Here is a 23,674-nt window from a genome sequence, read left to right on the forward strand (position 1 = left end):
TCGTTCGTACATTTTACCTTTCTCTAGTTAATACGATGAATCAAACAGAAACACCACGCGGAAACCTTGAAGGTTTTAAGCAATACTTGAAGTACGACCTTGTGTCCGGCTTTTTAGTATTCTTGATCGCGCTACCTTTGTGTTTGGGTATTTCGCTGGCAAGCGGTTATCCGCCGATCGCTGGTATCTTTACCGCGATTGTTGGATCGGTACTGGCGACGCTTATCAGCAATAGCGAGCTGACGATTAAGGGACCCGCCGCCGGATTGATTGTGATTGCCATCGGTTGCATTGAAGACTTCGGTGGCAACGGGATGACCGGCGGATGGGATTCCGCCGACTTGTATGCCTACAAAGCCGCGCTGGCGGTCGGCGTGGTAGCCGCAGTAATGCAGATCCTATTTGGATTCTTTCGAGCAGGCATTATTGGTGAGTTTTTTCCGAGCGCGGCCGTGCACGGAATGCTCGCGGCAATCGGGGTCACAATCATCGCTAAGCAGGTTCCGGTTGCGCTTGGAGTAACGGGTGCAGGCGGCGAACCACTGGAAATGCTGAAGTCGATCCCGCAGTTTTTTATGGAGGCAAATCCGGCGATTGCGGCGATCGGTGTGGTTAGTCTGATGATCATGTTCTTTTGGCCGATGATCGGCAAAAGAATTTCTGTGCTGCGAAAGGTACCATCGCCGTTGGTCGTATTGTTAGTGGCGATTCCGATGGGGATGGCATTCGATCTTTTGCACTCGCATTCTTATACGTTGGCAAATCATGACTACCAACTTGGCGAACAGTACTTAGTCAATATGCCGAAACGCGCATTCGGCATGTTCGACGACATCACGATGCCGGATTTTTCGGTGTTGTCCCAGTTCAAAGCGTGGCGGTGGGCCGGAATGTTCTTCGTGATTGGAACGTTAGAGTCGCTGTTAAGTGCTAAAGCAATCGACCTGCTTGATCCTTGGAAACGTAAAGCCAACATGGACCGTGACATCGTCGCGGTTGGGCTCGCAAACTTGTGCTCGGCAAGTGTGGGCGGCCTCCCCATGATCTCTGAAATCGTGCGTTCCAAAGCGAACATCGACAACGGAGCGCGAACACGCTTTGCTGATCTTTGGCACGGAATTTTTCTGCTTGCTTGCGTTGCTTTGATTCCAACCGTACTGCACCGCATTCCGCTAGCCGCGTTGGCAGCAATGCTCGTCTATACTGGTTACCGCTTGGCTCACCCGTCGGAGTTCATTCACGTGTGGCGAATAGGCAAAGAGCAGTTGCTAATTTTCGTTACCACACTCGTGATGGTGTTGGCGACCGACTTGTTGATTGGTGTGGTTGCGGGGATCTTGCTGAAGATGGCCATCCACGTTTCCAACGGTGTCCCGATCACGTCGTTGTTCAAACCTTACATCGAGGTGGAAGAGGTCGATGAGGTCACGAGTCGAATCGTGGCGCACCAGTCCGCGGTGTTCAGCAATTGGATTCCGTTTCGCCGCCAGATCGAAGAAATCGGTTTGGTGCAGCGTCGCAACCTCATCATTGACGTTTCTAATACGAGTATAGTCGATCACAGCGTGATGGAAAAACTCGATGAGATGGAGCGTGACTTTGCCGAAGAGGGGCTTAAGTTTGAGGTCCGCGGATTGGAAACGCTAAAACCGCTTGCCGAGAATCCTCACTCGGCCCGTAAGCGATCGTTGTCGATGATGCGGCGAGTTACGATTGTTACCGCTGCTTCGTTAGAGGTCGAGTTAGTTGCGGAGTGCATGAAGTGCGGCGCATCGGGCTACACGGCAATGGAATGCCATGGCAGCGGTCGCCGTAGCGTTGTGGATGCCACAGCAGAGCGGTTGGAGCTTGTGCGGTTGGAATTCATGGTGCCAACCGATGTGTGCAACCGAATTCTTGACGTCGTGCGACGCAACTATCTTAATATTCATCCTGTCACCGCCTGCATCGAGACGGTCAGCGTGTTGCGAAGTCAAGACTCTATAGAAAAAAGCGGTGATCGAGTTCCGGCGAATATCGCTGGAAGTGTGTTAGAGCACTAGTCTTGGTCGATTGCCGAGATCGTGGGGCAAGCGCTGCTTTAACCTGCATGGGTGCGACCATTTTCACCGCCTCGCGTTGGCGTGTCTTGTCGATAAACAACTGTGAAACGATGTCGCATCCGACGGGAACGGTATACGAATGATCTTGACCACATTGGTGCTTGGCGACTATTTGTTTGTCATCTGAACACCCTAAACCCGGATTCGTCCGACCAGCCAACCAAGGAAGGTTGCTAGTATGGCTCAGCCTACCCCAAACGTCCCTATTTTGGACGTTAACCGCGATAACCAACCTTATCGCGAAGAATTTATCGAAGCACTGACCTCGGTTGTCGACAGCGGCCGGTTCTTATTTGGTCCCGATGTGGGGGACCTAGAACGCGAAGTCGCCGCTTACAGCCAAGTGGAAAACGCAGTCGGTTGTGCCTCGGGCAGCGATGCGTTGCTACTAGCGCTGATGTCGCTTGGCATAGGACCGGGCGACGAAGTCATCGTTCCGAGTTTCACATTCTTTGCGTCGGTAAGTTGCATCACCCGACTTGGTGCAACCCCGGTGTTTGTCGATATTCGACCTGATACGTTCAACATGGACGCAGAGAAGATTGAAGAGCTGATCACGCCTAACACCAAGGCGATCATTCCGGTTCACTTGTTTGGTCAGTGCGCGGAAATAGATCGCATTTGCCAAATCGCTTGTTCGCATGACTTGGTCGTGATCGAAGACGCGGCACAAGCGATTGGAGCGGCCTATCATTCTCGCCCCGCCGGCAGTTGGGGATTGATCGGTTGCTTTAGTTTCTATCCCACCAAGAACCTTGGTGGCATGGGCGATGGTGGTATGTTGACTTCGCTTGACCCTAAGGTCGCCGATCGTCTACGGCTATTCGCCGGTCACGGAATGCGTCCTCGTTATTACCATCAAGTGGTGGGAATCAACAGCCGTTTGGATACTTTTCAAGCAGCAGTGCTTCGCGTCAAGTTGAAGCATTTGCCAGAGGCCGTCGAGTCGCGTCAAGCAATTGCGGGACGGTACAACCGCATGCTTAGTGACGCAGGACTTGTCGGTGACGATGCCATTTCGTTGCCTTATCAGGATCCCAATGCATTCCATGTTTGGAATCAATACTCGCTTCGTATCGGCAGCGGACGCCGTGACAATCTACGAGCCTACCTAGCCGAGCAGAATGTTGGCAGCGAGATCTACTATCCCGTCCCAGTTCACGAACAAGAGTGCTATCGGGATTTGAAAGTCGCGTCTCATGCTCTCACTGAAACATCACGTGCTTGCAAAGAGATCCTGAATCTGCCGATTTTCCCGGGACTGACCGTTTCGGAACAAGAACGCGTCGTGGAAACGGTAGCGGGGTACTTCGGATCCGCAGCTAAATCACGAGTGGCGTAGTTAGCCTTTGGCGACCGCTCGGGTTGCCAACTTAGGAATCGAACGCATGATCGCAGCTCCATTAGGGGCTGCGTTTTTTTTGGGCCGAACGATGTAGTCGTAGCCTTTGGGAATGCGATCGACTTGAGTTCGAAACGACTCACGGATCAAACGCTTCCAGCGATTGCGAACCACTGCATTGCCGGTCTTCTTAGGAATCGTGATGCCGATGCGGGCAGCAGCTTCGGGATGGCTGGGAACGGCGAACAACACCAACGTGCCATCGGCAGCGCACGCGCCGCGACGTATCGCAATCGTAAATTCGGCGCTGCGACGAACGCGAACGGCTTTGCTGAATCGGAAAGACAAGGTGCACTGACGACAAGGCGAGGGTGAACTTATGGCGAGGGTGAACCTAGCTCAAAAGGTAAGGTTGCCACGCAAGGCTTGAGGGTTCTTGTCGGCAAATTGTTCGATCAATTTTTTGGATTCGTCGTCTATTGTTTCCGGCACGTTCACCTGGACGATCACGATCAGGTCACCGGCGGATCCATCGCGTTGCTTGACGCCCTGGCCTTTAAGCCGCAATCGTTTGCCGCTGCTGCTGCCTGGTGGAATCGTCATCGTTACGGTGCCAGCGGGGGTTGGAACGTCGACCTTGGCACCAAGAATCGCTTCGCTGATTGAAACCGGGAGCTCGAGTTCGAGATTACGGCCAGAGCGGCGAAAGTGTGGGTGATCAGAAACCTTGATAATCAAGATCAAGTCGCCCGGTGGTCCGCCATTGGGCGAAGGTTGACCTTTTTCTCTGAGTCGAATTTTCGTTCCCGTTTCGACTCCGGCTGGAATGTTGACGGCAATTTTGTCGCTGGAGCTACTCGATTGCAGATAAAACTCAGTTTGGCCTCCGCGGACAGCGATCTCGAGGGGGATTTCGAGTTCGTGTCGAAGGTTGGCGCCTTGGGCAGGCGGTTGTCGCGTTTGTCGTGGTCGTCCACCTCGGGCGCCACCGCCTGCGCCGCCGCCCATCATTTGTTCAAAGAAATCACTGAAACCGTCGAACTGGGCATTTCCGCCTCGTCCGCCGCCAAATATCTGTTCAAGATCTAGCCCTTCAAACCCGGCGGCCCCACCGGCACCTGGGTTGAATCCGGTGCCTCGGATTTTTTCGAAGTCGGCGCCGTATCGGTCGTAGGCAGCCCGTTTTTCTTCGTCGCTAAGAACGTCGTAGGCTTCCTGGATGCGTTTGAACTTGTCCTGGGCCGCCTTATCGTCGGGGTTTTTGTCCGGATGGTACTTCAGCGCCAGCTTGCGGTGCGCCTTTTTGATGTCGTCCTTGGTTGCCGAACGGCTCACGCCAAGCGTTTGGTACAGGTCTTCAGCCACGGATTATGAATCGTCAAACAGGAGTGATGAATGGTTAGTTTTGGGGGATTGCCCGCGTGCCAACTTGGCAGATGGGCGTTAAAGAGAACAGCGGTAGCAAACGGTAGTCCGAAATTGCGTTAATCCTTGTTGGGGGTCGGTAACCGAGCGATCTGGATCTGTGATCCTCGGGCGACCACGTCGATTTCGCCAGGCAATGAAAACCGTTCATCCTTGGCCGAGATGAAACAATCCGCCAAGCGTGACCAATGTTGGCCGCTCATCCCACCGCGAGGCCAACCACTGGATCGCCATAAGTGCTGCATCGCCAGGATGACGGTGCCCTGGTCGTCCCCAAAATCACGGTGAAAGACGGCAGGATCGTCACTGATTTGACGCTCATGAGACCAATCCTGGGCGAGTTGTTCCATGGTAGATCGCCATTGCCGTTGGCCCGCGATGGCTCGCGAAACAGCATCGACAGCACCGGGGTATCGAGTCTGGATCAACGGCAACAGTTCGCCTCGGATCCAATTGCGAGTGTAGAGTGTCGATTGGTTCGATTCGTCCTCACGCCAGGCTTGTCCAATTTGCGTTAGCGCATCGCGGATAGATTGGCGGTCGACCGATAACAGCGGACGCATCAGCACGAGGTCCGATTCGATACTTCGCACATCACCAATTCCAGCTAGTCCCGCTGGTCCAGTGCCACGAAAGAGATGGTGCAGAACGGTTTCGACGTTGTCGTCGCGTGAGTGGCCCAATGTGATGTAGCGGGCGCCGTACTGTTTAGCCGTTTCGGTCAGGAACGCCATCCGTTGCCGACTCATGGACGCCTCATCGGAAACGGGGGGCACATCACGGCGTTCGGGCTGCTCGCCCGGCGTATCACTGGCAAGCTTGGTGGCAGTAAATCTCGAACTAGATTTTGAACCTGATGCGTCGTTGAAAGTGCTGGAGGCGTCGGGTGCGTTGGCGTTGGCAGAGTTCGCGTCGGGTGCGTTGACGTTGGCAGAGGTGGCGTTGGGTGCCCGGCGGGTGACAAAACGCATTCCCCGTCGCTCGGCAAGTTGCTGGACAAAATCTTGATCGGCGTCCGAGTTTTCGCCTCGCAGACCATGATTGAAGTGTGCGGCAATGACAAAGCCGCGTGCTGGTGGATCGCCTTGACCGGCGCGACCCCTCCGCAATTCTTCGATCGCTCGTAGCAGGCACACACTGTCCGCACCACCACTGACGCCAACCACGATCCCCACTTCGCGAAAACGGTTCGGCGACCAGACGGATCGGACCTGGTCCAAGATGGACTGCCAGGCAGGAGCGAAAAGGGGATCAGCAGACACTATTGTGCCAAACGGGTGGGGATTGGGTCACTAAGTTGTTTCTTCGGCTCTGGTCAACTGCTACTCTGAAGTTCTCTTCCGCACGGTTTCGATCGGCGGAAAGGCGTTACTCCCTAAGATTATCAACTCCTCCGGACAACAAAATCACCCACGGCAGGTGAATCGATATGTGCTTTCTGCTTTTTTGGACGGCGTTTCTGACTCGATGGCTGATTGAGGCCAAGCGTGGCTACGTTCACGTTCGTTTTCAGTTGCCATCTGTGACGCAAACGACGCGTGAAGCGATGCACGGATCAACCTTCCGAAATCGTACTCGCGCGAACGAATCGCGACTATCGAACCGGCCGCTTCTGTGGTTTTTGTGTCCTCGATTGAGAGGACCTAACTATGAACTCTTCCATGCTGCTTTGCGGCGTGATTGCTTGGATCATTGGATCCGCTATTACTTTTCTGTATTTCAAAGCGACCGAGAACAAACGACGCAGTTTACTGCAACAAGAGGCTGACCAATTACTTAACAGTACTCGCCGCGAAGCGGAAACCGAGCGTAGCCAGATCCTGGTTCAAGCCAAAGAAGCGGCACTTGCGTCCAAAGCTGAGATTGAAGGCGAGGCGGCCGAGCTGCGCCGTACTTTGTCCGGTCGCGAACAGAAACTCGATCGTCGCGAAGACTTGCTGCAACAGCAAGAAGAGGCCCTTCGTAAGCAGCAGCGAGGCCTGGAAGCAAGCCAGACTCGGCTGGCCAATCAAATGCGCTGCGTGACCGACCAACGCGCCGAGCTTGATAAGTCCATCAAAGCCCAGCTCGCTGTCCTCGAGCAATCGAGCGGTATGTCACGCGAACAGGCCGAGGAAAAGCTAATGCAGACGCTGGCGGTGGACCTTGAACAGCAGCGGGGTTCGGCATTGATGAAGCACCAAAAATCGCTCGAGCAAGTCGTCAAAGCTCAGGCTCGCGAAATGCTGCTGACGGCGATTCAGCGGTACGCGTCGGTTCACACTGCTGAAAGCACGACCAGTTCCGTTGATGTTCCCACCGATGACATGAAGGGCCGCATCATTGGCCGTGAGGGACGCAATATTCGTGCGTTTGAGAAAGCGACGGGCATTGATCTGATTATCGATGACACACCGGGAGTGGTCATTGTGAGCGGTTTTGATCCGGTTCGCCGTGAGATCGCGAGGCGCTCGCTGGGGGCGTTGATTGCCGACGGGCGGATTCACCCCACGCGAATTGAGGAAGTGGTTGAAGAGACGTCGGGCCAGATTGACGAACTCATCATGCAGAAAGGCCGAGAGGCAGCCGATGAGGTCGGGGTAGCGGGGCTGCATGACAAGATCATCCAAATGCTCGGCCGACTCCACTTTCGCACGTCCTACAGTCAAAACGTGTTGCGGCACAGCGTCGAGGTGGCGTTCCTGGCCGGTTTGGTCGCCGAGATGTTGGGGATGGACGGCAATTTGGCTCGTCGATGTGGCTTATTGCACGATATCGGGAAGGCCGCCGACCATGAACTCGAAGGCGGGCACCCCAAAATTGGTGCTGATTTGCTGCGACGCAACAATGAATGCCCTGAAGTGGTGCACGCGGCTCTGGGGCATCACGACGAAATCGTGACCGAGTACCCCTACACCATGCTGACGGCGATCGGTGACGCTTGCAGCGCCAGCCGTCCCGGAGCTCGGCGAGAATCATTGGAACGATACGTCAGGCGGATGGAAGAGTTGGAATCCATCGCCAAACGTTTCGATGGGGTCCGTCAAGCATTTGCCATTAGCGCAGGTCGTGAACTACGGGTAATCGTCGGCAGCGACAACACGACGGACGAGCAGGCGGCTGCGATCTGTCATGATATTGCAAAGGCTTTCGAGTCCGAGTTGACCTATCCTGGCGAGATCAAGGTCACGGTCGTTCGTGAGGCTCGCTTCATTGAAACGGCCAAGTAGCGGCGAAGTTGCAGCCAAGTAGCAACCGAGCAGAGGCAAAGAACGGCAAGCCGAGGTGCGCATCTGTCACCTAGCCGGACACCCGTCGCGGTAACTCCAACGTCTATTCCTTGACAATAGGACGATGTGGGGCTTATCTTCCTCGATCCTATCCGGCCCGAAAACATGGGCTTTCGCGAGTTTTCGTCGACTTCGCCACCTAGTTACTTAAGAGACCGACTCACTATGAGCGTCGATTTTGAGGCAATTGCCCAGCGCGGGCGTTGCGATGTATCCAGTCTTCGTCTTGCCCTGCCCCTTTTAGAGCAAGGATACACGCCACCGTTCTTGTCGCGTTATCGTCGCGATGAACTTGGTGGTGTCGACGAAGCGAGCTTGTGGGCTCTCTCGGCCGCAGTCAAAAGCGAGCAAGAGATTGAAGCTCGTAAGGCTGAACTGCAGGAAGCTTGGCGGCAAACAGCATTGTCGGATCCGGCAATCGGTCACGCGATCAACAAAGCCGGTTCGATGCGCGTGCTCGCGAGGCTTGCTCGCCGACTCAAGAGCGAGAGTGCGGCGGCTTCGTCTGATTCCACACACTTGGCCGTACGAGTTCTTAATCCTCAAAAAGGCGACGGTGATGCGTTCGCCGAAATCGCTGGGAAAATCGAGGCGATTACGGATGTCGATGCGGCGGTTGCCGGGTTGGATACTTCCCTTGCCGAACGGCTTTCGGGTGACCCTCGAATGATCGCGTCTGCGGTACGGTGGTTGTCCAAGCATGCACGGATCAAGATCACAACCATTCACGATCCGCACATCAATTCGGAATCCGGTGACGACGGTGAAGCAAACGAATCGGACTCCGCTTCCGTTGCGCCCAAGCAGGCCAAAGCGGCCAAGGAAAGTTCGCCATCGGCCACGGTAGCTCCGACGCAAACCGAAGCGAAGCCAGCGGCCGAAGCTCCGGACAATCCGACGCCCTCGACGGAGTCGCCCTCAACCGATGCGCCCTCAACCGAAGCGACTGCGGCTGAAACGTTCGCAACTGAAGCGACTGCGGCTACTAAGGCCGCAGATTCAGCTCAAGGTCAACCAGTTGCCGCACCGGAGGCCAGTGTCGCGAGTGTTGGCGATAGTGCAGCCACCGACGATGCAACGCCCCCCGCCGATGCGGCCTCATCCGCAAGTGACGCTGTTTCAAGTGACGCTGTTTCAAGTGACGCTAAACCTAGCGAAACCGTTGTGAGCGACGCCGTTGTGAGTGACTCTGCGGCAAGTGAGGCAAAGGCAGAAGTTAGCTCGAAACCAGCGACGCCTGCGAAACCAGAGAAAGCGGCGGCGAGCAAGAAGGCGGACAAGAAGTCATCGAAAAAGGTTTCACCGCGGCAACGTCGTCGGCGTTGGCTCGTCAGCGTGCTCAAGCCGCTGCAAGGCAAAAAGTTTGCCGGTGATAAACTTAGTGCTTTCCAAATCGTGATGCTCGGTCGCGCCCTGCGTAGCCAGGTTGCAGTGTGCGAATTCGAGTACGACGCGGCAAAGTTGGTGGTTGAGTTGCAACGCACCGCTTCCGGATTCAATCGTGTTTGCGAAGAAAAGCTGCAACAAATCGTTTTTCAAAACGAAGCCATCATCCGTGAAGCCGCTGAAGCCGCGTGGTGGGACGACTTGCAAGAACGTGCTTCAAGCCGACTCATTGCCGTGACCGGTGACACGCTTCGTCGTCACATTAACCGTGGTGCCATTGACGCAAAGGTCGTTTTTTCGATCGACGCCGTTGGACCACGCACCGCCGCAGCGACGATCGTATCGGCGGATGGAAAACTCCTGCACAGTGAAGATTTGCCTTGTCAGCTTTCGTCGGCCCAGCGTTCCGCTGCAGTCGCTCGAATGGGCGAACTGATTCATACGTATCATGTCGACCTGATCGTCATCAGCAACGGCCCGGCGCGTCGATCGTTAATGGTGGCCATTGGTGACTTGATTAAGCAGTCGCCTGAAAAGTCAGTGCGATGGACATTGGCCGAACGAGGCGGCGCCGATGCCTACTCAAGTAGTAGCGTGGCCGATCAAGAGATGCGTTCGACGCCTCGCCGATTCCGCGCAGCCGCATGGTTAGCGTTTTCGGTGCTGCAGCCAGCTCAAGCGATGGCCAAGGTCGATCCGTTGAAGCTGCGATTAAGTTCGTTCCAACGTGAACTTTCCGATGACGCGTTGTCCACGGTGCTCGAAGACATCATGGTCAGCGGTGCATCTCGAGGCGGCGTTGACGTGAACTCGGCTCCCTCGTCATGGCTGCGCCGATTGCCTGGCGTTACCGAGACAGTGGCTCAGGCGATTGAGAAACGTCGTCGCGAATCCTTGTTCGAATCGCGAGAAGCGATCATGGAACTCGAGCAATGGACCAGCGAAGTGGAAAGCCGACAAGCGTTGCCTTTCCTAAGAGTCTTTGGAAGCAACGAATCGCTCGATGGCACGTTGATCCATCCGGACGACTACCCCATCGCCAAGAAACTAGCCAAGTCGCTGTCGATTGAATTGCCACCGACTTCGCCGCCCGGCTATGAGGCCCCGGACTACTCCAGCGCCACTGCGGCGGTATCGGAAGTCAAGAAGATCGAAGTTGTCGAAAAGCCGGTTGAGCGAGTCGTCGAAGACTTCACCGCCTCGGGAGAAAAATCGCCCGAGTTTTCGATCGCTGATGATCCCGTTGCTGAACCCGCAGCATCGCAAACCGCTTCGGCATCGCCAACCGGTAGCGAAGCACCGGCCGATGCTGCATCAGATACTTCAGAGACAGTGCCCGACCAAGCTGGTGCCGACAAGGCTGCCGCCGAGGAACCTGCTGTCGCGGAACCTGCCGCCGAGGGTTCGGCCAGCGATTCCCCTGTGGCTGAAGAATCGGTAGCCCAAGAACCGGCCGCCGAAATTGAGTCCCCCGAAATTGAGTCCACCGACTCGTCCGCGGAAACTGAAGCGGCGGCCAAGCCGGACGCTGAAGCATCGGCCTCGGCTGAGGTTCATGAACGGGTCAAGCATTCGCTGCCCGAGCGAAGTGCGATCGAGAAGTGCATCAAGGAATGGCAAATCGGCAAGCGACGGACTCATCAAATTGTCCATTGGCTGTGCGATCCCTTCGGCGACAGTGATTCATCCGGAACGCCACCTGCGGTAATGACCAAGGTGCCAGCGATGAAGGAACTTAAGCCCGGCGACGAAGTCATCGGAATTGTGGTGGGCGTTATGCCGTTTGGCGTTTTTGTAGAACTCGCGCCTGATTGCAGCGGGTTGGTTCACGTTAGCCGCGTATCGGACTCTTACGTCGAGGACTTGCACGAAGCCGTTCAAGTGGGCGACGTAGTCACCGCCTGGGTGACCGGAATCGAAGAAAAGAAACGCCGCGTCGCATTGAGCGCCCTTTCGCCTCAACGCGAAGCTGAGCTTGCTGAAGCACGGCGAAGCCAGTCACCGCAAGGTCGTCGCGGACCCAACCGTGGCGATGCAGACCGTGGTCGCCAAGGTGGCGGTGGACAAGCACGAGGCGGACAATCGCAATCACGTGATGGTCAGGGCCAAAATCAACGTGGCGGTCAGGCCCGTGGTGGTCAGGCTCGCGGCGGCGGAAAACCAGGTGGAGATCGAGGTGGCCGAGGTCGCCAGGATTCGCGCGGCGGAGGACGCTCTCGCGATGGACGCGGCGGCAACTCTCGCGAGAAGCGGGTCGAGTCCTACCGCGTCGTGGCCAAGGCCGAAGCCAAGCCGCTTACCGAAGCGATGGTCAAGGGCGACGAGCCCATGCGGTCCTTCGGAGACTTGGCGCAACTGTTTAGCGCCTCGAAGAAGGTCGAACCCAAAACCGTCAAGCCTCAAGCGAAGCCATCGGTTGAAGCTTCCGATCCTGCACCAGAACCGTCCGCATCTGGATCCTCATCATCAGATTCCACTGCAACAGATTCCACTGCAACAGAGGCAACTACGCCAAAGCCAGCCGCTTCTGAGTCGCAGGCGAAAGCCGTGACAGCGAAACCCGATGCGGATGCGGCGGAAGCATCGGCTCCGGAAAGTGATGCATCGGCGTCATGAGTAACGATGACTTTGAATCTCGTTTAGAATCGGCGATCCAGCGAGGCAAGCGCCGCGCCGATGTAGGCGCCCAGGAAGAACGCGCCAAAGAGCTAAGCGAAGACGAGTTGCGTCGAATGCACACCTCTTATCGCCTTTCGCTTTCCGAGCGTATTGAAAAGGCTGTTCATCGAGTGGCAGACCATTTCCCCGGGTTTCGCGAAGAGTCACTTTTTGGCGAAGTGGGCTGGGGTGCCGCGTGCTACCGAGATGATTTGAAAATCGTCGGTGGTCGTCGCGAAAACCAATACAGCCGTCTCGAAATGACGATTCGTCCTTTAGGGGACGTGAAAGTGCTCGACCTGAAGGGCAAGGGCACAATCATGAATCGCGAGTTGTTCAACCGCAGTTTCTTCGTTCCCGTCGCGGAAGCCGATGCGGCAGAGTTTGAGCAACTGATCGATAGCTGGGCGATCGAATACGCCGAGGTCTACGCTGCCAAAGCCGCTAAGTAGAACGGACCGATTTCCGTTCTACGGTGAGCCTTTTGCGTTTCCCAGTTCGCGGTGCGAGCGGAATGGATTCGGTTACGCCAATTCCTTGGCAACCTTTTCGAGCAAAGCTTTGCTCTTGCGGATACCGGTGAACTCATCAGGAGTTGCACCTTCCCACTCGATGCCCACATGACCGTGGTAACCGGCGTCCAGGACAATCTTCATCATGCGTTTGTAGTCGATGGTGGTTTCCTCGCCGTTCTCGTCGAACTCGTGAAACTTCGCACTGACCGCCTTAGCGTACGGCATCAAGGCCTGGGTTCCCTGGTAGCGATCAAACATTTCGGCGTTCTCACCACGAGTGATGTAGAAGTTGCCAAAATCAGGAAGCGTTCCGCAGTTATCCATACCGGCCCGTTCAATCACGACGGCAAGCCAAGCTGCGTTGCTGCTAAGGCCACCGTGGTTTTCGACAATCACGCCGATGTCTTGTTTAGCAGCGTACTCGCTTAGCGATCGCAGCCCTTCCGAGGCCAACTTGATTTGCTCGGTGTAGCTGCCCGAGCTTTGTGCATTGACACGGATGGAATGACATCCCAAGAACTTGGCTGCATCCACCCACTTGTAATGATTTTCGACTGCTCGTTTGCGTGCTGCTGAATCTGGGTCACCAAGGGCTCCCTCGCGATCAATCATGATCAAGACATTCTTGATGCCGTGGTCATCGCAGCGAAGTTGCAGTTCGTCGAGATATTTCTGGTCGGTTGCCTTGTCCATAAAGAACTGATTCACGTATTCGACGGCGTCAATGTCGAACTGCTTTCGAGCCAGCAGTGGGAAATCGAGATTCGTCCATCCCATCGATTCGTCACGAAGCGTGTTATGCAACGACCATTCGGCCAGCGAAATCTTGAACGGGGCATCTGACTCGCCTTCCGCCTGATCGGCAAAGGCGGTGAGAGGGTTCATCATACCGATGGCGGTTGTGGCAGCAGCGGTTTTCAAGAATGAGCGTCGAGCAATCATGGATTTTGGGGTCTAGCAAAGGTGGGAAGGTGGGACTTGTTCAGACTCGCTTAGCTTAATCTGGCAGCGAGCGATTTGCGACATTATCGAGCAGACTCCTTGCCACAACAGCTTAAAATTGATCGATTAACACGATCATGAGAGAACACACGATCACTTTGAGAGTTCGCTACGACGAGTGCGACCCTATGGGGTTCGTCCACCACTCCAATTACCTGCGATTCTTCGAAATCGGGCGGTCCGAACTTCTGCGGGCATCGGGCGGTCGCTACCGCGATATGGAAGACGCGGGGGTGCTGGTCGTGGTGGCCCGAGTTGATTGCCGGTACCGGCGACCTGCTCGTTACGATGACTTACTGACCATTCACACCAAAATCGCCAAAGTAACCGCTGCAAAGATTACTCATGAGTACCAAGTGACTCGCGATAACAACGGCGTCGCGGAGTCGATTGTTGATGCGACGGTCGTGTTAGGAGTCATTGATCGTGAGGGAAAATTGCAGCGAGTTCCCCAATCGTTGCTCGACCAATACGGCGAAGAGTAGGATAGGAAGGTTGGGTTCTTCAAGATTTGTTCTTTCGTGGTCCGTATTCATTGTCATTTGAACTAGCAAATTCTTTCGACGAACCGCACGTTTCCGACGCCGGCAGCTTCGCGTCGGATTGCGAAGAGGATCGCATAGGGTTGATCGAGATTCATGGTCTGCCGGGCAACCGGGGCCACGACGGAATTTCTTACTTCAACTCGCCCGCGACTCCAGGAACCCGAGGCCAACATGGCGGTGATGCTACTCCATCGCAAGCTGGCCAATGTGCCGGCGCTATTGTTGCCCAGCTACTTCATGACCGGGCTTCCGGAAAGCTTTCGATTGATGCGAACGTTCGCCTCGCTTCCGGTGATTCGGGGGCGATCCGCCAATCGCTCGAGATAGGTGAAAGTGGATATGTCTTCATTGACGGGCATGGCGGGCGAGGTGGCAATGGTGGGCGAGGCGGTGATGGTGGTCCCGGGAGCCAAGGGTATCGTGGTCGCAACGCGACTCGATACAGCAGCGGTAGCAACGGCGGGCCGGGCGGTGATGGTGGCGATGCGGGGCAGCCAACGGATGGCCAACGCGGCGGCGATGGCGCAGACGTGGTGATTAACGTGGCCGAGGACCAACTCGGATTGCTCATGCTCGTCAAAGGAAATTTAGTTGGAGGAGATCTAGGTTTCGCTGGCGAGCCTGGGCGCGGCGGTCGAGGAGGGCCGGGCGGGCGCGGCGGCAGCAGCTATCACTGGACTGAAACCCAAACGTTTCGCGACTCCGAAGGCAATACGCGAACTCGAACGATCATGCGGTCCAACCCAGGCGGGATCGATGGACCTCCCGGACGCGATGGCCGCCCGTCGTATTATCGCGCCAAAGACGGCAACCCTGGCCAGACCGGAAGGCTGCGGATCGAAGTGCAAGGACGCGATGGACGTGTTCGAACTTATCCTTCCCCGTTTGATCTTGAACTGATCACTTTTGATATCGCCAGTGAATACGAAGTGCTTGAGCCTGATTCGCTAGTGTCCGTCGATAACGTCGTTGTGCGGAATTGCGGCGGCACGCCGACACCAGATAACTATACGGTTCGCGTCTTCATCCAACCCGATGAGTGGTTGCTTAGTGAAGAAGTCGATTTGGTCTTGCACCGTTCACTCGAACCGAACGAGACGTACACGTTCAGCGGCGTGGGATTGCGAATGCGGTTGGGCGACTACGTTGTTGATGATCCTCGCAAGCGTGCATTTCGATTAAAGCATCCCGTGAGTCCGCAAGCCCGTTTGGAAAGTGGCATCGGTCGGCCCTTTCGCGACTTTGAAAATGGTGACGACATCCGCGTCGCATTCCCGGTCGAACTGACGCCGATCACTTGTCTGAACTCCCTTGCCCCCGGTGAATCTACGCGGCTCATTTGGGCCGTTAAGAATGTCGGTCAAGAAACGTTTGATCAAAAGTATCTGTATCGAGCCGTACGCAGCCAATTGCGAATTCTTGGTGGTGACCTTAATCCGGATTTGGTTGTCTTCTTTAGTGATCAAGACTTGGAAACCAACATTCGCAACACAAACTTTGAAAAGAGAGTAGGTGAATTGCGGCCTGGTGAGCATGCGATTATCGAGACTCGGATTGGCATTCGTGACCAACCCGGGGCAATTCCGTACCAAGGCTTTGCGATTGGTGTTGACCTCCATTTGCAGCGGCCAAGATCTAGCGTTCAGTCGGATCGTTACCGTCGCACTGACTATCGAAAGACATTCATTCGTGTATCCGAACGCTATTTGCGTGAAGACGGTTCGCGATTCTTGTTGATTGCAAACCAGAAAACCACTACCGACGATATCGACAAGTGGACACAACTGGCTGACTACTTCGGCAGCGGCTTGGATGTTTGGGATGTGTCGTACTACGGCTTCCTTGATTTGGTTCGAGCTGTCGACGAGAACCAATCGTTGCTCAAGCAATGGGAAGGGATGACGATCATTATCCCCAACAACTACTACAGCACGCCCGAGGGGCGTACGGTCGCGTTTGATCAACTTGCCAAGGGGCAATTCTTGCGAGCTGCTGCCGACTACGACATCAACTTCTACATCGTGGGTGATTCTCGCACCGGTGGCGAAGAGATGTTGGCAAGTTCATTGATTCCGGTTAGCGATGAAAAGTCGCCGAGCCAATTGAAGACACAGCGAGATTTTTTGAAAGCCGTGAAACGGTGGAACAAGTATGTCGCCCGCACTCATGACGTGGTCGGTGGTGTGACTGGCAATGCTCAAGACGTGGCCGATACATCCCTGGGGGCAGTACATGAGTTGGATATCAATAAACGGACGATTCTATTTCAGCCCAAGCAAGAGTGGCTCGAAGCCGAAGCCAAACGACTGCAACGTAAGTTGTCCAAGGACGATCCCCTGCACCGATGGATCATCGTTCATCGCTACGACACCGGTGATAGTGATACATCATGGGGCTTTTTTCGCAAACGCAAGATTGGCAAGTTGGAAGTACGGCGAACGCTCGATTCGACGAAGGGATCCGCAGTGCTATACGAAGTGGATAGCATCGACGCGATCGACCGTGGGTTCATCACCAGTAAGGCGAACAAGCACGGGATTTTCTTGGCGTTAAAGTTCGAAGACAAGGTCGATCGTTTCATTCGATTGGTAAGCGAACGCACGTTTCCCCGCTATAGCGAGAAGTACATTGAACGACCGATGACTGATGAAGAGGTCCTTGAGATCGGTAACGAACTAGTCGACTCAATCTTGACGGACCTCTACAACGAGCAAAAGGTCGCTCGTGAATGTCGCACTTGGGGCCGTGGCGGTGTTCGTGGAATCATGCCGAAGTTGAACTACCTCGCCGAGCGATCGCTCAATTACGGTGTGACTTATCGGCAAATGCTCGAAAACGAAATCAGTCTCGGATTGCTTTATGAGCTACTTGCTAATCTGCGATACATGGCCGTAAAGTCGCGAACGATTTGGGATCACGCTATTTTCCCCACCGCGTTTTTCAAGCGTTCCAGAGCGGTATCGAATCACATGATTGAGCGATCCGACCGCATCGTCACAAACATCTTTGGTCGAGCGCCGAGTTGGTGGGACCGCATCACTGGTGCGGATGACGATTACGACCCGTTCGGATCGGCAAAGAAGAAAGCCCCGCAAGGCATCGAAAGGCAAACTGCTGACAAACGAATTGCCGATCACGAAGAACGGTTGTACCGCGAGAAGCAACCCATCGAAAGTTACGCTACGGCTCAGGATCATCCCGGTCTGACCTACGATCCCGAGTTGTTGCGTGAGAATGTACGAGTGATGTCGGGTCAGCAATACGACGCACTTGTCGCAGCCGAACGTCAAGCGATCCGACGTCGCTACGAAAGGGAGAAGTCCGTCCAATCCGAGCGAGCCGACTTGCTTGTTCCGCTGAAACAGGTTCAAGCCATCGAAGTCGAATCAAACCAATCGGTCGCCACACCGCTTTAGCCTTCGGTCGCATGTCTGCTCCACGACCGTTTCGAACTTAGTAGGTGAATGCACCACTGATTGTGGAACTCATGCTCTCGGGTCGCCGTCGACTGCGGAAAGAAACTGGTCGATCAATCCTTCGGGAGCACGAACGATATGTTCGGGGCCTGGGAATTTTCCGTTCTTAACGTCATCGATGTAGTCACGGAACCCTTCCACTCGCTCCACCTGCATGGCCTGTTCCATCTTGTACAGGTTTCGGTATTGCTTGGTGTGGCGTGGGTAGGGAGGAGCGTGATTACCTAAAATGTCTTCGGCAAACATGAATTGAATATCGCCGCCACTGCCAGCGCCAATCGACGAGGTCACCAGTCGGGTGCGGCTGGAAATTTGCCGTAGCAATTCAGCCGGTACGACTTCGACTTCGACCGCCCAAGCACCAGCCTCTTCGAACGATTGAATCTGCTGGTAGATCCAGATTGCCTCTTCGATCGTTTTGCCGACCGCCCTCAGGCCTCCGGTCCATGTACTCAAGCGGGGCACCAAGCCAGCGTGAGCTTCCACTGGAATCCCAGCGTCAGAAACAGCCCGAATGAACGCGGGTCCCCATTGGCACATGATTCCATCGGCGCCGGCTTCCATAGCGTCGTAGCCTGCACGGACCGCTTCCGCCGCAGTGGCAATCTTCGTCAAGCCAATGCAGAACGTCATGAACGTATGCGGCGCTGCTTTTCGAATCGCAATCGCACTGCCTGGATTGCCCGGATCGAACTTGACCTTAAGCGTATCAATCCCCGCCTCTTCAGCGGCCACTGCCTCACTGATCGTAAACGGCATCGTCTCGGTCAGGACGGTCTTTCCCTTCAAGTCTTGAAGGTGCTTGACGGTGTAGTTTCGGGTTGCGTATGCCCCGCCCAGTGTCATGGTCCGGTGTAATCCTCGCATGTGTGCATCTCTAGGAGGCAGTTCGCTCGATTGATTTCCGTCAGATTTCATGGGTTCGATTTTCTGTTTTAAGGAACGGGAGTGCCAGGGCCTCGTAGATTACTCGATCACAAAGTCTTGCATCAAAGCAGTCTCGCTTGTTTCTCGCGTTCTGGGATCACTGTGTCACTAAGGCTGTGGCTCGTAGCGGTAGCCTACTCCGTAGACCGTTTCGATGATTGTGGGATGCTTGGGGTCGATTTCAATACGTTTGCGGAGGTTGCTGATCGTTTGGTCGAGCGTTCGTGTGCTCGGGGGTGGCCCTTCTTGCCATCCGGTTCGGAAGATCGTTTCTCGACTGATCACCTCACCAGGACGGCTATGCAGAATCTGTAAAATTCGCAGCTCTTTCGCTGTCAAATTGATGGTTGTTTCCCCGCGGCAAGCCTGCATGCGGCGAGGCATCACTGCCAAGCCTCGCATCTCGAAGTCTTGCTGGGATAGATGGACCTCGTCGGCTTCGCTAGAGAATCCATCGATGCAGCGACGGGCTACGGCTCGAACTCGAGCGATCACTTCTTTGGTGCCAAAGGGCTTAACGATGTAGTCGTCCGCACCGAGTTCCAGTCCAACCACTTTGTCAATTTCTTCGCTCTTCGCGGTGATGAAAAGGATGGGTAGCTTGGGATGGGTTTTGCGAAAATGGCGACACAGATCAAAGCCACTGACGCCAGGCATCATTACATCAAGGCACGCGAGATCAGGAGCCTTCTTGTCGAAACGGAACTGGGCCTCCTTGCCATCCGCGGCTTCAATGACGCTGTGCCCTTCCCCACGCAGCACCTCGCACAGTGCGGCTCGCGTATGGGGATCATCTTCGGCGACCAAGATGTTTAGTTTCATGAGGATGTTCTCGATATCGGAATGCTCAAACGAAACGTCGCACCACGGTCACGGTTGACGTAGTTCAGCGACCCATCATGACGTAGGGCCAACCGGCGCGCGATCGTCAACCCGATGCCCGTGCCGCTCGGCGCTGTGGTTGAGTCGTCAAGCCTTGCAAAGGGTTCGAAAATCATTCGACGATGTCGAGCCGCGATACCCGGTCCGCGGTCCGATACATCAATGACCAAGTTGTCGTTGTCGAAGCGAGAGTGTACGCCCAGGTAGCGTCCAGATGCGGCATACTTTTCAACGTTTGAAAATAGATTGACCAGGATCATTTCAACTAAGTCCGAGTCAATCATGACTTCGCGATCAGTCTCAAGCTGCGAGTCGATATCGATTTCGAGTCCGGCGAAGCTTGGCGAAAACTGAGTCAACGCTTGTTCGATAACATCGTTCGGATTGGCAAGTGCCAATCGTGGTGGTCTGGCCTGTCTTCCATCGCGAATCACTTCTAAGACGCCCGATACTAGCCTGCCGAGTCGATGACTTTCGCAATCGATCACTCCTAATCGTTTTGCCAAACTCTCCCGAACGTCGCCCGATGGCAACTTCTTCAGGTCGGATTCGGCGAGTTCGGCGTAGAGCCGAATGTTTGTCAGTGGCGTGCGGAGTTCATGGGAAACTTGCGAGGCAAAACTGACTCTGTCCTGAGCCTGTTTCATTCGTCGACGAACGCTCGTTAGAACGTAACCGCCCAGAGCCAGCAAAACGACTCCGACCCCAGCGAGCGGTGCGAGCGTCGATATTAAGCCTGCTGTAGGGATAGGATCATCATCATGAAGTTCGAATCGCCATGCGGATAAAGGGGGTGGTAAATTTCGCGACGCAATCGGGCGAGGACGTCGCTGGGAACGATCGCCCCACCGATAGATCATCTGCTGTCGTTCATCCACTAAGCCAACAAAGCCTTTGGCCAACGTGGGGCGTAAGGACTCAAGTTTGACGAAGGAGTCCGACGGGTACGAAGATCGTCGAGACGAGGTAGCGGTTGCTGGAACGTTGACGTGGTCAGGGAGTGCTGCGGCTAGATCGGCGATCCAGCGCGACCTTTCCAGCAGCGTCCCGACGTCGGACTTGCCGTCGGGCGAACGTTGCCAGTAGATCAATTGCATACCCTCGTCCAGAAACCACACTTGCCATGCTGATGAGACCGCCGATGAAGTCGCGTAGTTGGCCTTTGCCTTGCTCTTGGCATTGTCGTCGCCACCCATCGGCGGGCGACTTTCGATGATCGCGGGTAATGCTCGATAGAGCATCGCTTCGTCACCCGATGTCATGATCGGTGGCGGCGGGTAAAGCAAGTTGCCCCGCCGGTCAACGATCATGCTGGTTCGAATCGCGGGAACTGTGCGGTCAAACTGGCTGATGGCGTTGATCGAACTGGGGGTGTCTTGCAATGCATCTTCATAGTCATCAAAGACGCTCGCAACAGGCAGTTCGAAGTCTGCCAATTGCGATTGCATCAATTCGTCAATGCGTTGGCGAGCCAGCGACGTTTGCGAACGATAGTGCGATGCGGATAGCCATCCCAACAACACCAACGGTGCAGCAACAAGCAGTATCAGTGCGAGGAAAAGGCGTTTGGGCATCAGCGATCAATCGAAGCGTTACCTAGAAGAACTAGAGTCAGAGCTTGAGCCCGACCTGCCGCCGCCCAGGAAGTAGTCCAAAATTCCACTGCTTTGTTGCGATTGAATTTCGTTTTGCTTGCCTCGCATGACCTTGCGACTTCGGTTCCAATCTTTTTCTTTGACCATCGAGGCACTATCGCGATTGTACTTGATATTGACTTCAAGTTCGGGCAAGACGTTCAGTGCGTCGTTTTCACGGCACTCTAACAACACCTGTTCGAGAGAGATGGCGTTGCTGGTGAGTAATCGTTCCGCTTCAGCGATTTGTCCGGCATCTCGCAACGCCGTCGCGCGGATATTCTTTTCGTTGGCGATTTGAACGTTGCAGTACGCGAATGTTTCGTAATCTCGTTCGGCTTTGACTTCGGCGATGTCACGGGTAAAGCGAACGATTGCATCTGTGTGGAAGCTCGCCGGTGATCCGCTGATTAAATCCTGGTAGTCAACGTCGACCGAAAGCAGGCCAGCTTGTTCGGCGTCTTCGGCGGAGTCCACTTCGACCTCGAGCACAAAGTAGCGTTCTTGCTTGGAATACAATTGCGCCAGCGGAAGGTAGACCTCGTGCCCAACAATGTCGGCCTTGGTGCCGAGCACGCGAACCGGTCGGACTGCATCGCTTGTGGTGACTTTAATCTTGAAGTCGCTCGCAACAACGCTCATCAAATCGTTGAATTCGTTGTTAAACACAGCCACCAAGTCCTGAGCTTCTTCAACGAAAATGTGATTGCCACTACCTGATGCCGCCAAGCCGCTCATCAAGTCTTCGTTGTAACCGAGTCCCAGCCCAAGCGTGGTGACGCTGATGCCTTCCTTAACGAGGGATGCACCGAGTCGTTCGAGTTCGCGAGGGCTGCTCGGGCCAATATTGGCCTGCCCATCGGATAGCAGAATTACCCGATTAACACTGCTGTTAGAAAGGAATTTCCGGACTTCGGCGGCGCCTTTGGCCACGCCCGCAAACAATGCCGTACTTCCATCGGCCCTGATGGAGCGAATTTTGGATTTCATCAGCTCGCGATCCGACGCCTTTGTGGCAGGAACCAAGACGGTGACAACGGAATCGTAAAGCACTACCGAAACGATGTCGTCGTCTCGCAAACGATCGATCGCAGCGATCGCGGCGTTGCGAGCTTGTTCAATTTTACCGCCCTGCATCGAGCCGCTGGTGTCAATCACGATCGCGACATTTACCGGAGGTGCCTCGGGCGTTTGGGCAGGCTCGGTTCCCTTCAGGGAGATGCGAACGTAGTTGGTTTCGTTCTTGCCCGATAACATTGTGGGGTTGGATAGTCGGACTTGCACATCGACGGATTCGGATTGCCCGGTCTGTTGCATGTTTGCCTGGCCATCTCCTTTGTTATCGCCGCTTCCTTTACCGCCGTCACGCAAGGCGGTGTAGATCTGGGCATTTGTGGTCTGCGTGACCATCATGCAAGTGATCGCAATCATGGCCAAGTGGCAGGTGAGACGAGAGAATTGCATCGCTGGATTCCTTTGAAACGGACGAGAAGAGGTGTGGCTCATCCATTGAACGAAGATACGCGTTTTCAAAGGTTTGAACGACTTCAAAACAATGTAAAAGAAATGTCATGAAGCCCACGAAGGAAATTGTCCGCGAATTGCTATCGCAAGATCCCAGTTCGTTTGAGCCCAATTCGCTAAATGGGTTTTCGGTTGTTTCCGTCGGTGGCGGCTGTATCAGCGACGCTTACCGCGTGAGGGCTGACGACGGTGATTGGTTCGTGAAATCTAACGATGTGTCGTTCGAGGCGAACTTTCAAGCCGAGAGCGAGGGATTGCGTCAATTGGCGGCGGTTGCCGAGCGGATGGACGGGATCGTCGTTCCCCAGCCGCGAGCCGTAGCGGTTGTTGCCGGTGCCTCGTGGTTGGTCATGGACTGGCATTGTCGAAGCGATCAGCAAGCCGAGTCTTACCCAGCGTTCGGCCGTTCATTGGCTCGCTTTCACCGTGAATCGGTTGGCGTGGTAATCGGTGATGCGATGGGTGAAGGACACGACAATTTTCTGGGAGCGGCTCGCCAACTCAATGCACCCCTAAAAGATTGGACCGAATTTGTGGCTCAGCAGCGCATTGGGTTTCAACTTCGATGGGCTGTCGATCAGGGGTTGGCCGATCGTCAACTCGTCGATCGCTGCCATCGGGTGATGACCGAAATGAGTTCGCTGCTTTCAGGACGCGAACAATCGACGTCGTTGTTGCATGGCGATTTGTGGAGCGGCAACTTCTTTTGGGGTGAAAGCGGCAACACGGTGATGATCGACCCTGCGGCCTACCGAGGCTGCCGGGAAGCTGAATTTGGGATGTTGAAGCTGTTTGGGGGCTGTCCCGGCGAGTTCTACGAGGCCTATGACGATGAGTTTCCGCTGGCCGATGGTTGCTGGCGACGAGTAAGCGTTTATGTTCTCTATCATCTGCTAAACCATTTGAACTTGTTTGGCAGCGGATATTTGGACCAGTGCCGACAAGTCGCTGGCGACATTCTTCGATCGCGTTAAGGGCTTTACCTTC

At 55.0% G+C, this 23,674-nt stretch carries 16 protein-coding genes; 8 read left to right on the forward strand and 8 right to left on the reverse strand.

Annotation, left to right across the window (positions count from 1 at the left end):
• The first annotated feature begins 35 nt into the window (after positions 1 to 35).
• Together Pla22_RS07310 and Pla22_RS07315 are read left to right on the forward strand one after the other, a co-directional pair.
• On the forward strand, positions 36 to 2,042 hold the full coding sequence (locus Pla22_RS07310; RefSeq protein WP_146514027.1) for a SulP family inorganic anion transporter: 2,007 nt from the start codon (positions 36 to 38) through the stop codon (positions 2,040 to 2,042).
• Positions 2,043 to 2,280: 238 nt separating this feature from the next.
• On the forward strand, positions 2,281 to 3,444 hold the full coding sequence (locus Pla22_RS07315) for a DegT/DnrJ/EryC1/StrS family aminotransferase (RefSeq protein WP_146514028.1): 1,164 nt from the start codon (positions 2,281 to 2,283) through the stop codon (positions 3,442 to 3,444).
• Here the strand turns inward: Pla22_RS07315 and rnpA are convergent, their stop codons facing one another.
• The 3 genes from rnpA to tilS all read right to left on the reverse strand — a co-directional run bounded on the left by rnpA (position 3,445) and on the right by tilS (position 6,131).
• On the reverse strand, positions 3,445 to 3,792 hold the full coding sequence (gene rnpA / locus Pla22_RS07320; protein WP_146514029.1) for a ribonuclease P protein component: 348 nt from the start codon (positions 3,790 to 3,792) through the stop codon (positions 3,445 to 3,447).
• 51 nt (positions 3,793 to 3,843) lie between these two features.
• A complete protein-coding gene (locus tag Pla22_RS07325; protein ID WP_146514030.1) occupies positions 3,844 to 4,809 on the reverse strand; it encodes a DnaJ C-terminal domain-containing protein in 966 nt (321 codons plus the stop codon).
• Positions 4,810 to 4,928: 119 nt separating this feature from the next.
• The gene (tilS, locus tag Pla22_RS07330) at positions 4,929 to 6,131 is read right to left on the reverse strand and encodes a tRNA lysidine(34) synthetase TilS (protein WP_146514031.1); all 1,203 of its coding nucleotides are present in this window, start codon (positions 6,129 to 6,131) and stop codon (positions 4,929 to 4,931) included.
• Between the two features lie 387 nt (positions 6,132 to 6,518).
• On the opposite strand from tilS, the gene rny reads away from it, so the two are divergent.
• From rny to Pla22_RS07345, 3 genes are all read left to right on the forward strand, one after another.
• Positions 6,519 to 8,078, forward strand: coding sequence for a ribonuclease Y (rny, locus tag Pla22_RS07335; protein WP_146514032.1), 1,560 nt, complete (start codon positions 6,519 to 6,521; stop codon positions 8,076 to 8,078).
• A 225-nt stretch (positions 8,079 to 8,303) separates the two neighbouring features.
• Positions 8,304 to 12,140 (forward strand): S1 RNA-binding domain-containing protein, encoded by a 3,837-nt coding sequence (locus Pla22_RS07340; RefSeq protein ID WP_165440552.1) that lies wholly within the window; start codon positions 8,304 to 8,306, stop codon positions 12,138 to 12,140.
• Complete coding sequence (locus Pla22_RS07345; protein ID WP_146514034.1) at positions 12,137 to 12,634, forward strand: hypothetical protein; 498 nt, start codon at positions 12,137 to 12,139, stop codon at positions 12,632 to 12,634. The genes Pla22_RS07340 and Pla22_RS07345 overlap by 4 nt, the downstream gene beginning before the upstream one ends.
• Before the next feature lie 72 nt (positions 12,635 to 12,706).
• Here Pla22_RS07345 and Pla22_RS07350 read toward each other — a convergent pair whose 3' ends face one another.
• Positions 12,707 to 13,639 carry a sugar phosphate isomerase/epimerase family protein gene (locus Pla22_RS07350; RefSeq protein ID WP_146514035.1) on the reverse strand — a complete coding sequence of 311 codons (933 nt, stop codon included), beginning with the start codon at positions 13,637 to 13,639 and terminating at the stop codon, positions 12,707 to 12,709.
• Positions 13,640 to 13,776: 137 nt separating this feature from the next.
• Here Pla22_RS07350 and Pla22_RS07355 point away from each other — a divergent pair, with 137 nt between their 5' ends.
• Both Pla22_RS07355 and Pla22_RS07360 read left to right on the forward strand, forming a co-directional pair.
• A complete protein-coding gene (locus Pla22_RS07355; protein ID WP_146514036.1) occupies positions 13,777 to 14,184 on the forward strand; it encodes an acyl-CoA thioesterase in 408 nt (135 codons plus the stop codon).
• A gap of 50 nt (positions 14,185 to 14,234) precedes the next feature.
• Entirely contained in the window at positions 14,235 to 17,660 is a 3,426-nt protein-coding gene (locus Pla22_RS07360; RefSeq protein ID WP_146514037.1) for a DUF7932 domain-containing protein, read from the forward strand.
• Positions 17,661 to 17,729: 69 nt separating this feature from the next.
• On the opposite strand, the gene Pla22_RS07365 is transcribed toward Pla22_RS07360, so the two are convergent.
• From Pla22_RS07365 to Pla22_RS07380, 4 genes are all read right to left on the reverse strand, one after another.
• Positions 17,730 to 18,638: a 3-methyl-2-oxobutanoate hydroxymethyltransferase gene (locus Pla22_RS07365; RefSeq protein WP_146514038.1), complete on the reverse strand. Its 909-nt coding sequence runs from the start codon at positions 18,636 to 18,638 to the stop codon at positions 17,730 to 17,732.
• A gap of 117 nt (positions 18,639 to 18,755) precedes the next feature.
• Entirely contained in the window at positions 18,756 to 19,469 is a 714-nt protein-coding gene (locus Pla22_RS07370) for a response regulator transcription factor (RefSeq protein WP_146514039.1), read from the reverse strand.
• Positions 19,466 to 21,103: a sensor histidine kinase gene (locus Pla22_RS07375; RefSeq protein WP_146514040.1), complete on the reverse strand. Its 1,638-nt coding sequence runs from the start codon at positions 21,101 to 21,103 to the stop codon at positions 19,466 to 19,468. Before Pla22_RS07375 ends, Pla22_RS07370 begins: the two co-directional genes overlap by 4 nt.
• 18 nt (positions 21,104 to 21,121) lie before the next feature.
• Positions 21,122 to 22,627 (reverse strand): vWA domain-containing protein, encoded by a 1,506-nt coding sequence (locus Pla22_RS07380; RefSeq protein WP_242631855.1) that lies wholly within the window; start codon positions 22,625 to 22,627, stop codon positions 21,122 to 21,124.
• Between the two features lie 107 nt (positions 22,628 to 22,734).
• Between Pla22_RS07380 and Pla22_RS07385 the strand changes: the two genes are divergently transcribed.
• A complete protein-coding gene (locus Pla22_RS07385; RefSeq protein WP_146514041.1) occupies positions 22,735 to 23,661 on the forward strand; it encodes a fructosamine kinase family protein in 927 nt (308 codons plus the stop codon).
• Positions 23,662 to 23,674 lie beyond the last annotated feature (13 nt).

The sequence above is a fragment of the Rubripirellula amarantea genome, assembly GCF_007859865.1.
Lineage (GTDB): Bacteria > Planctomycetota > Planctomycetia > Pirellulales > Pirellulaceae > Rubripirellula > Rubripirellula amarantea.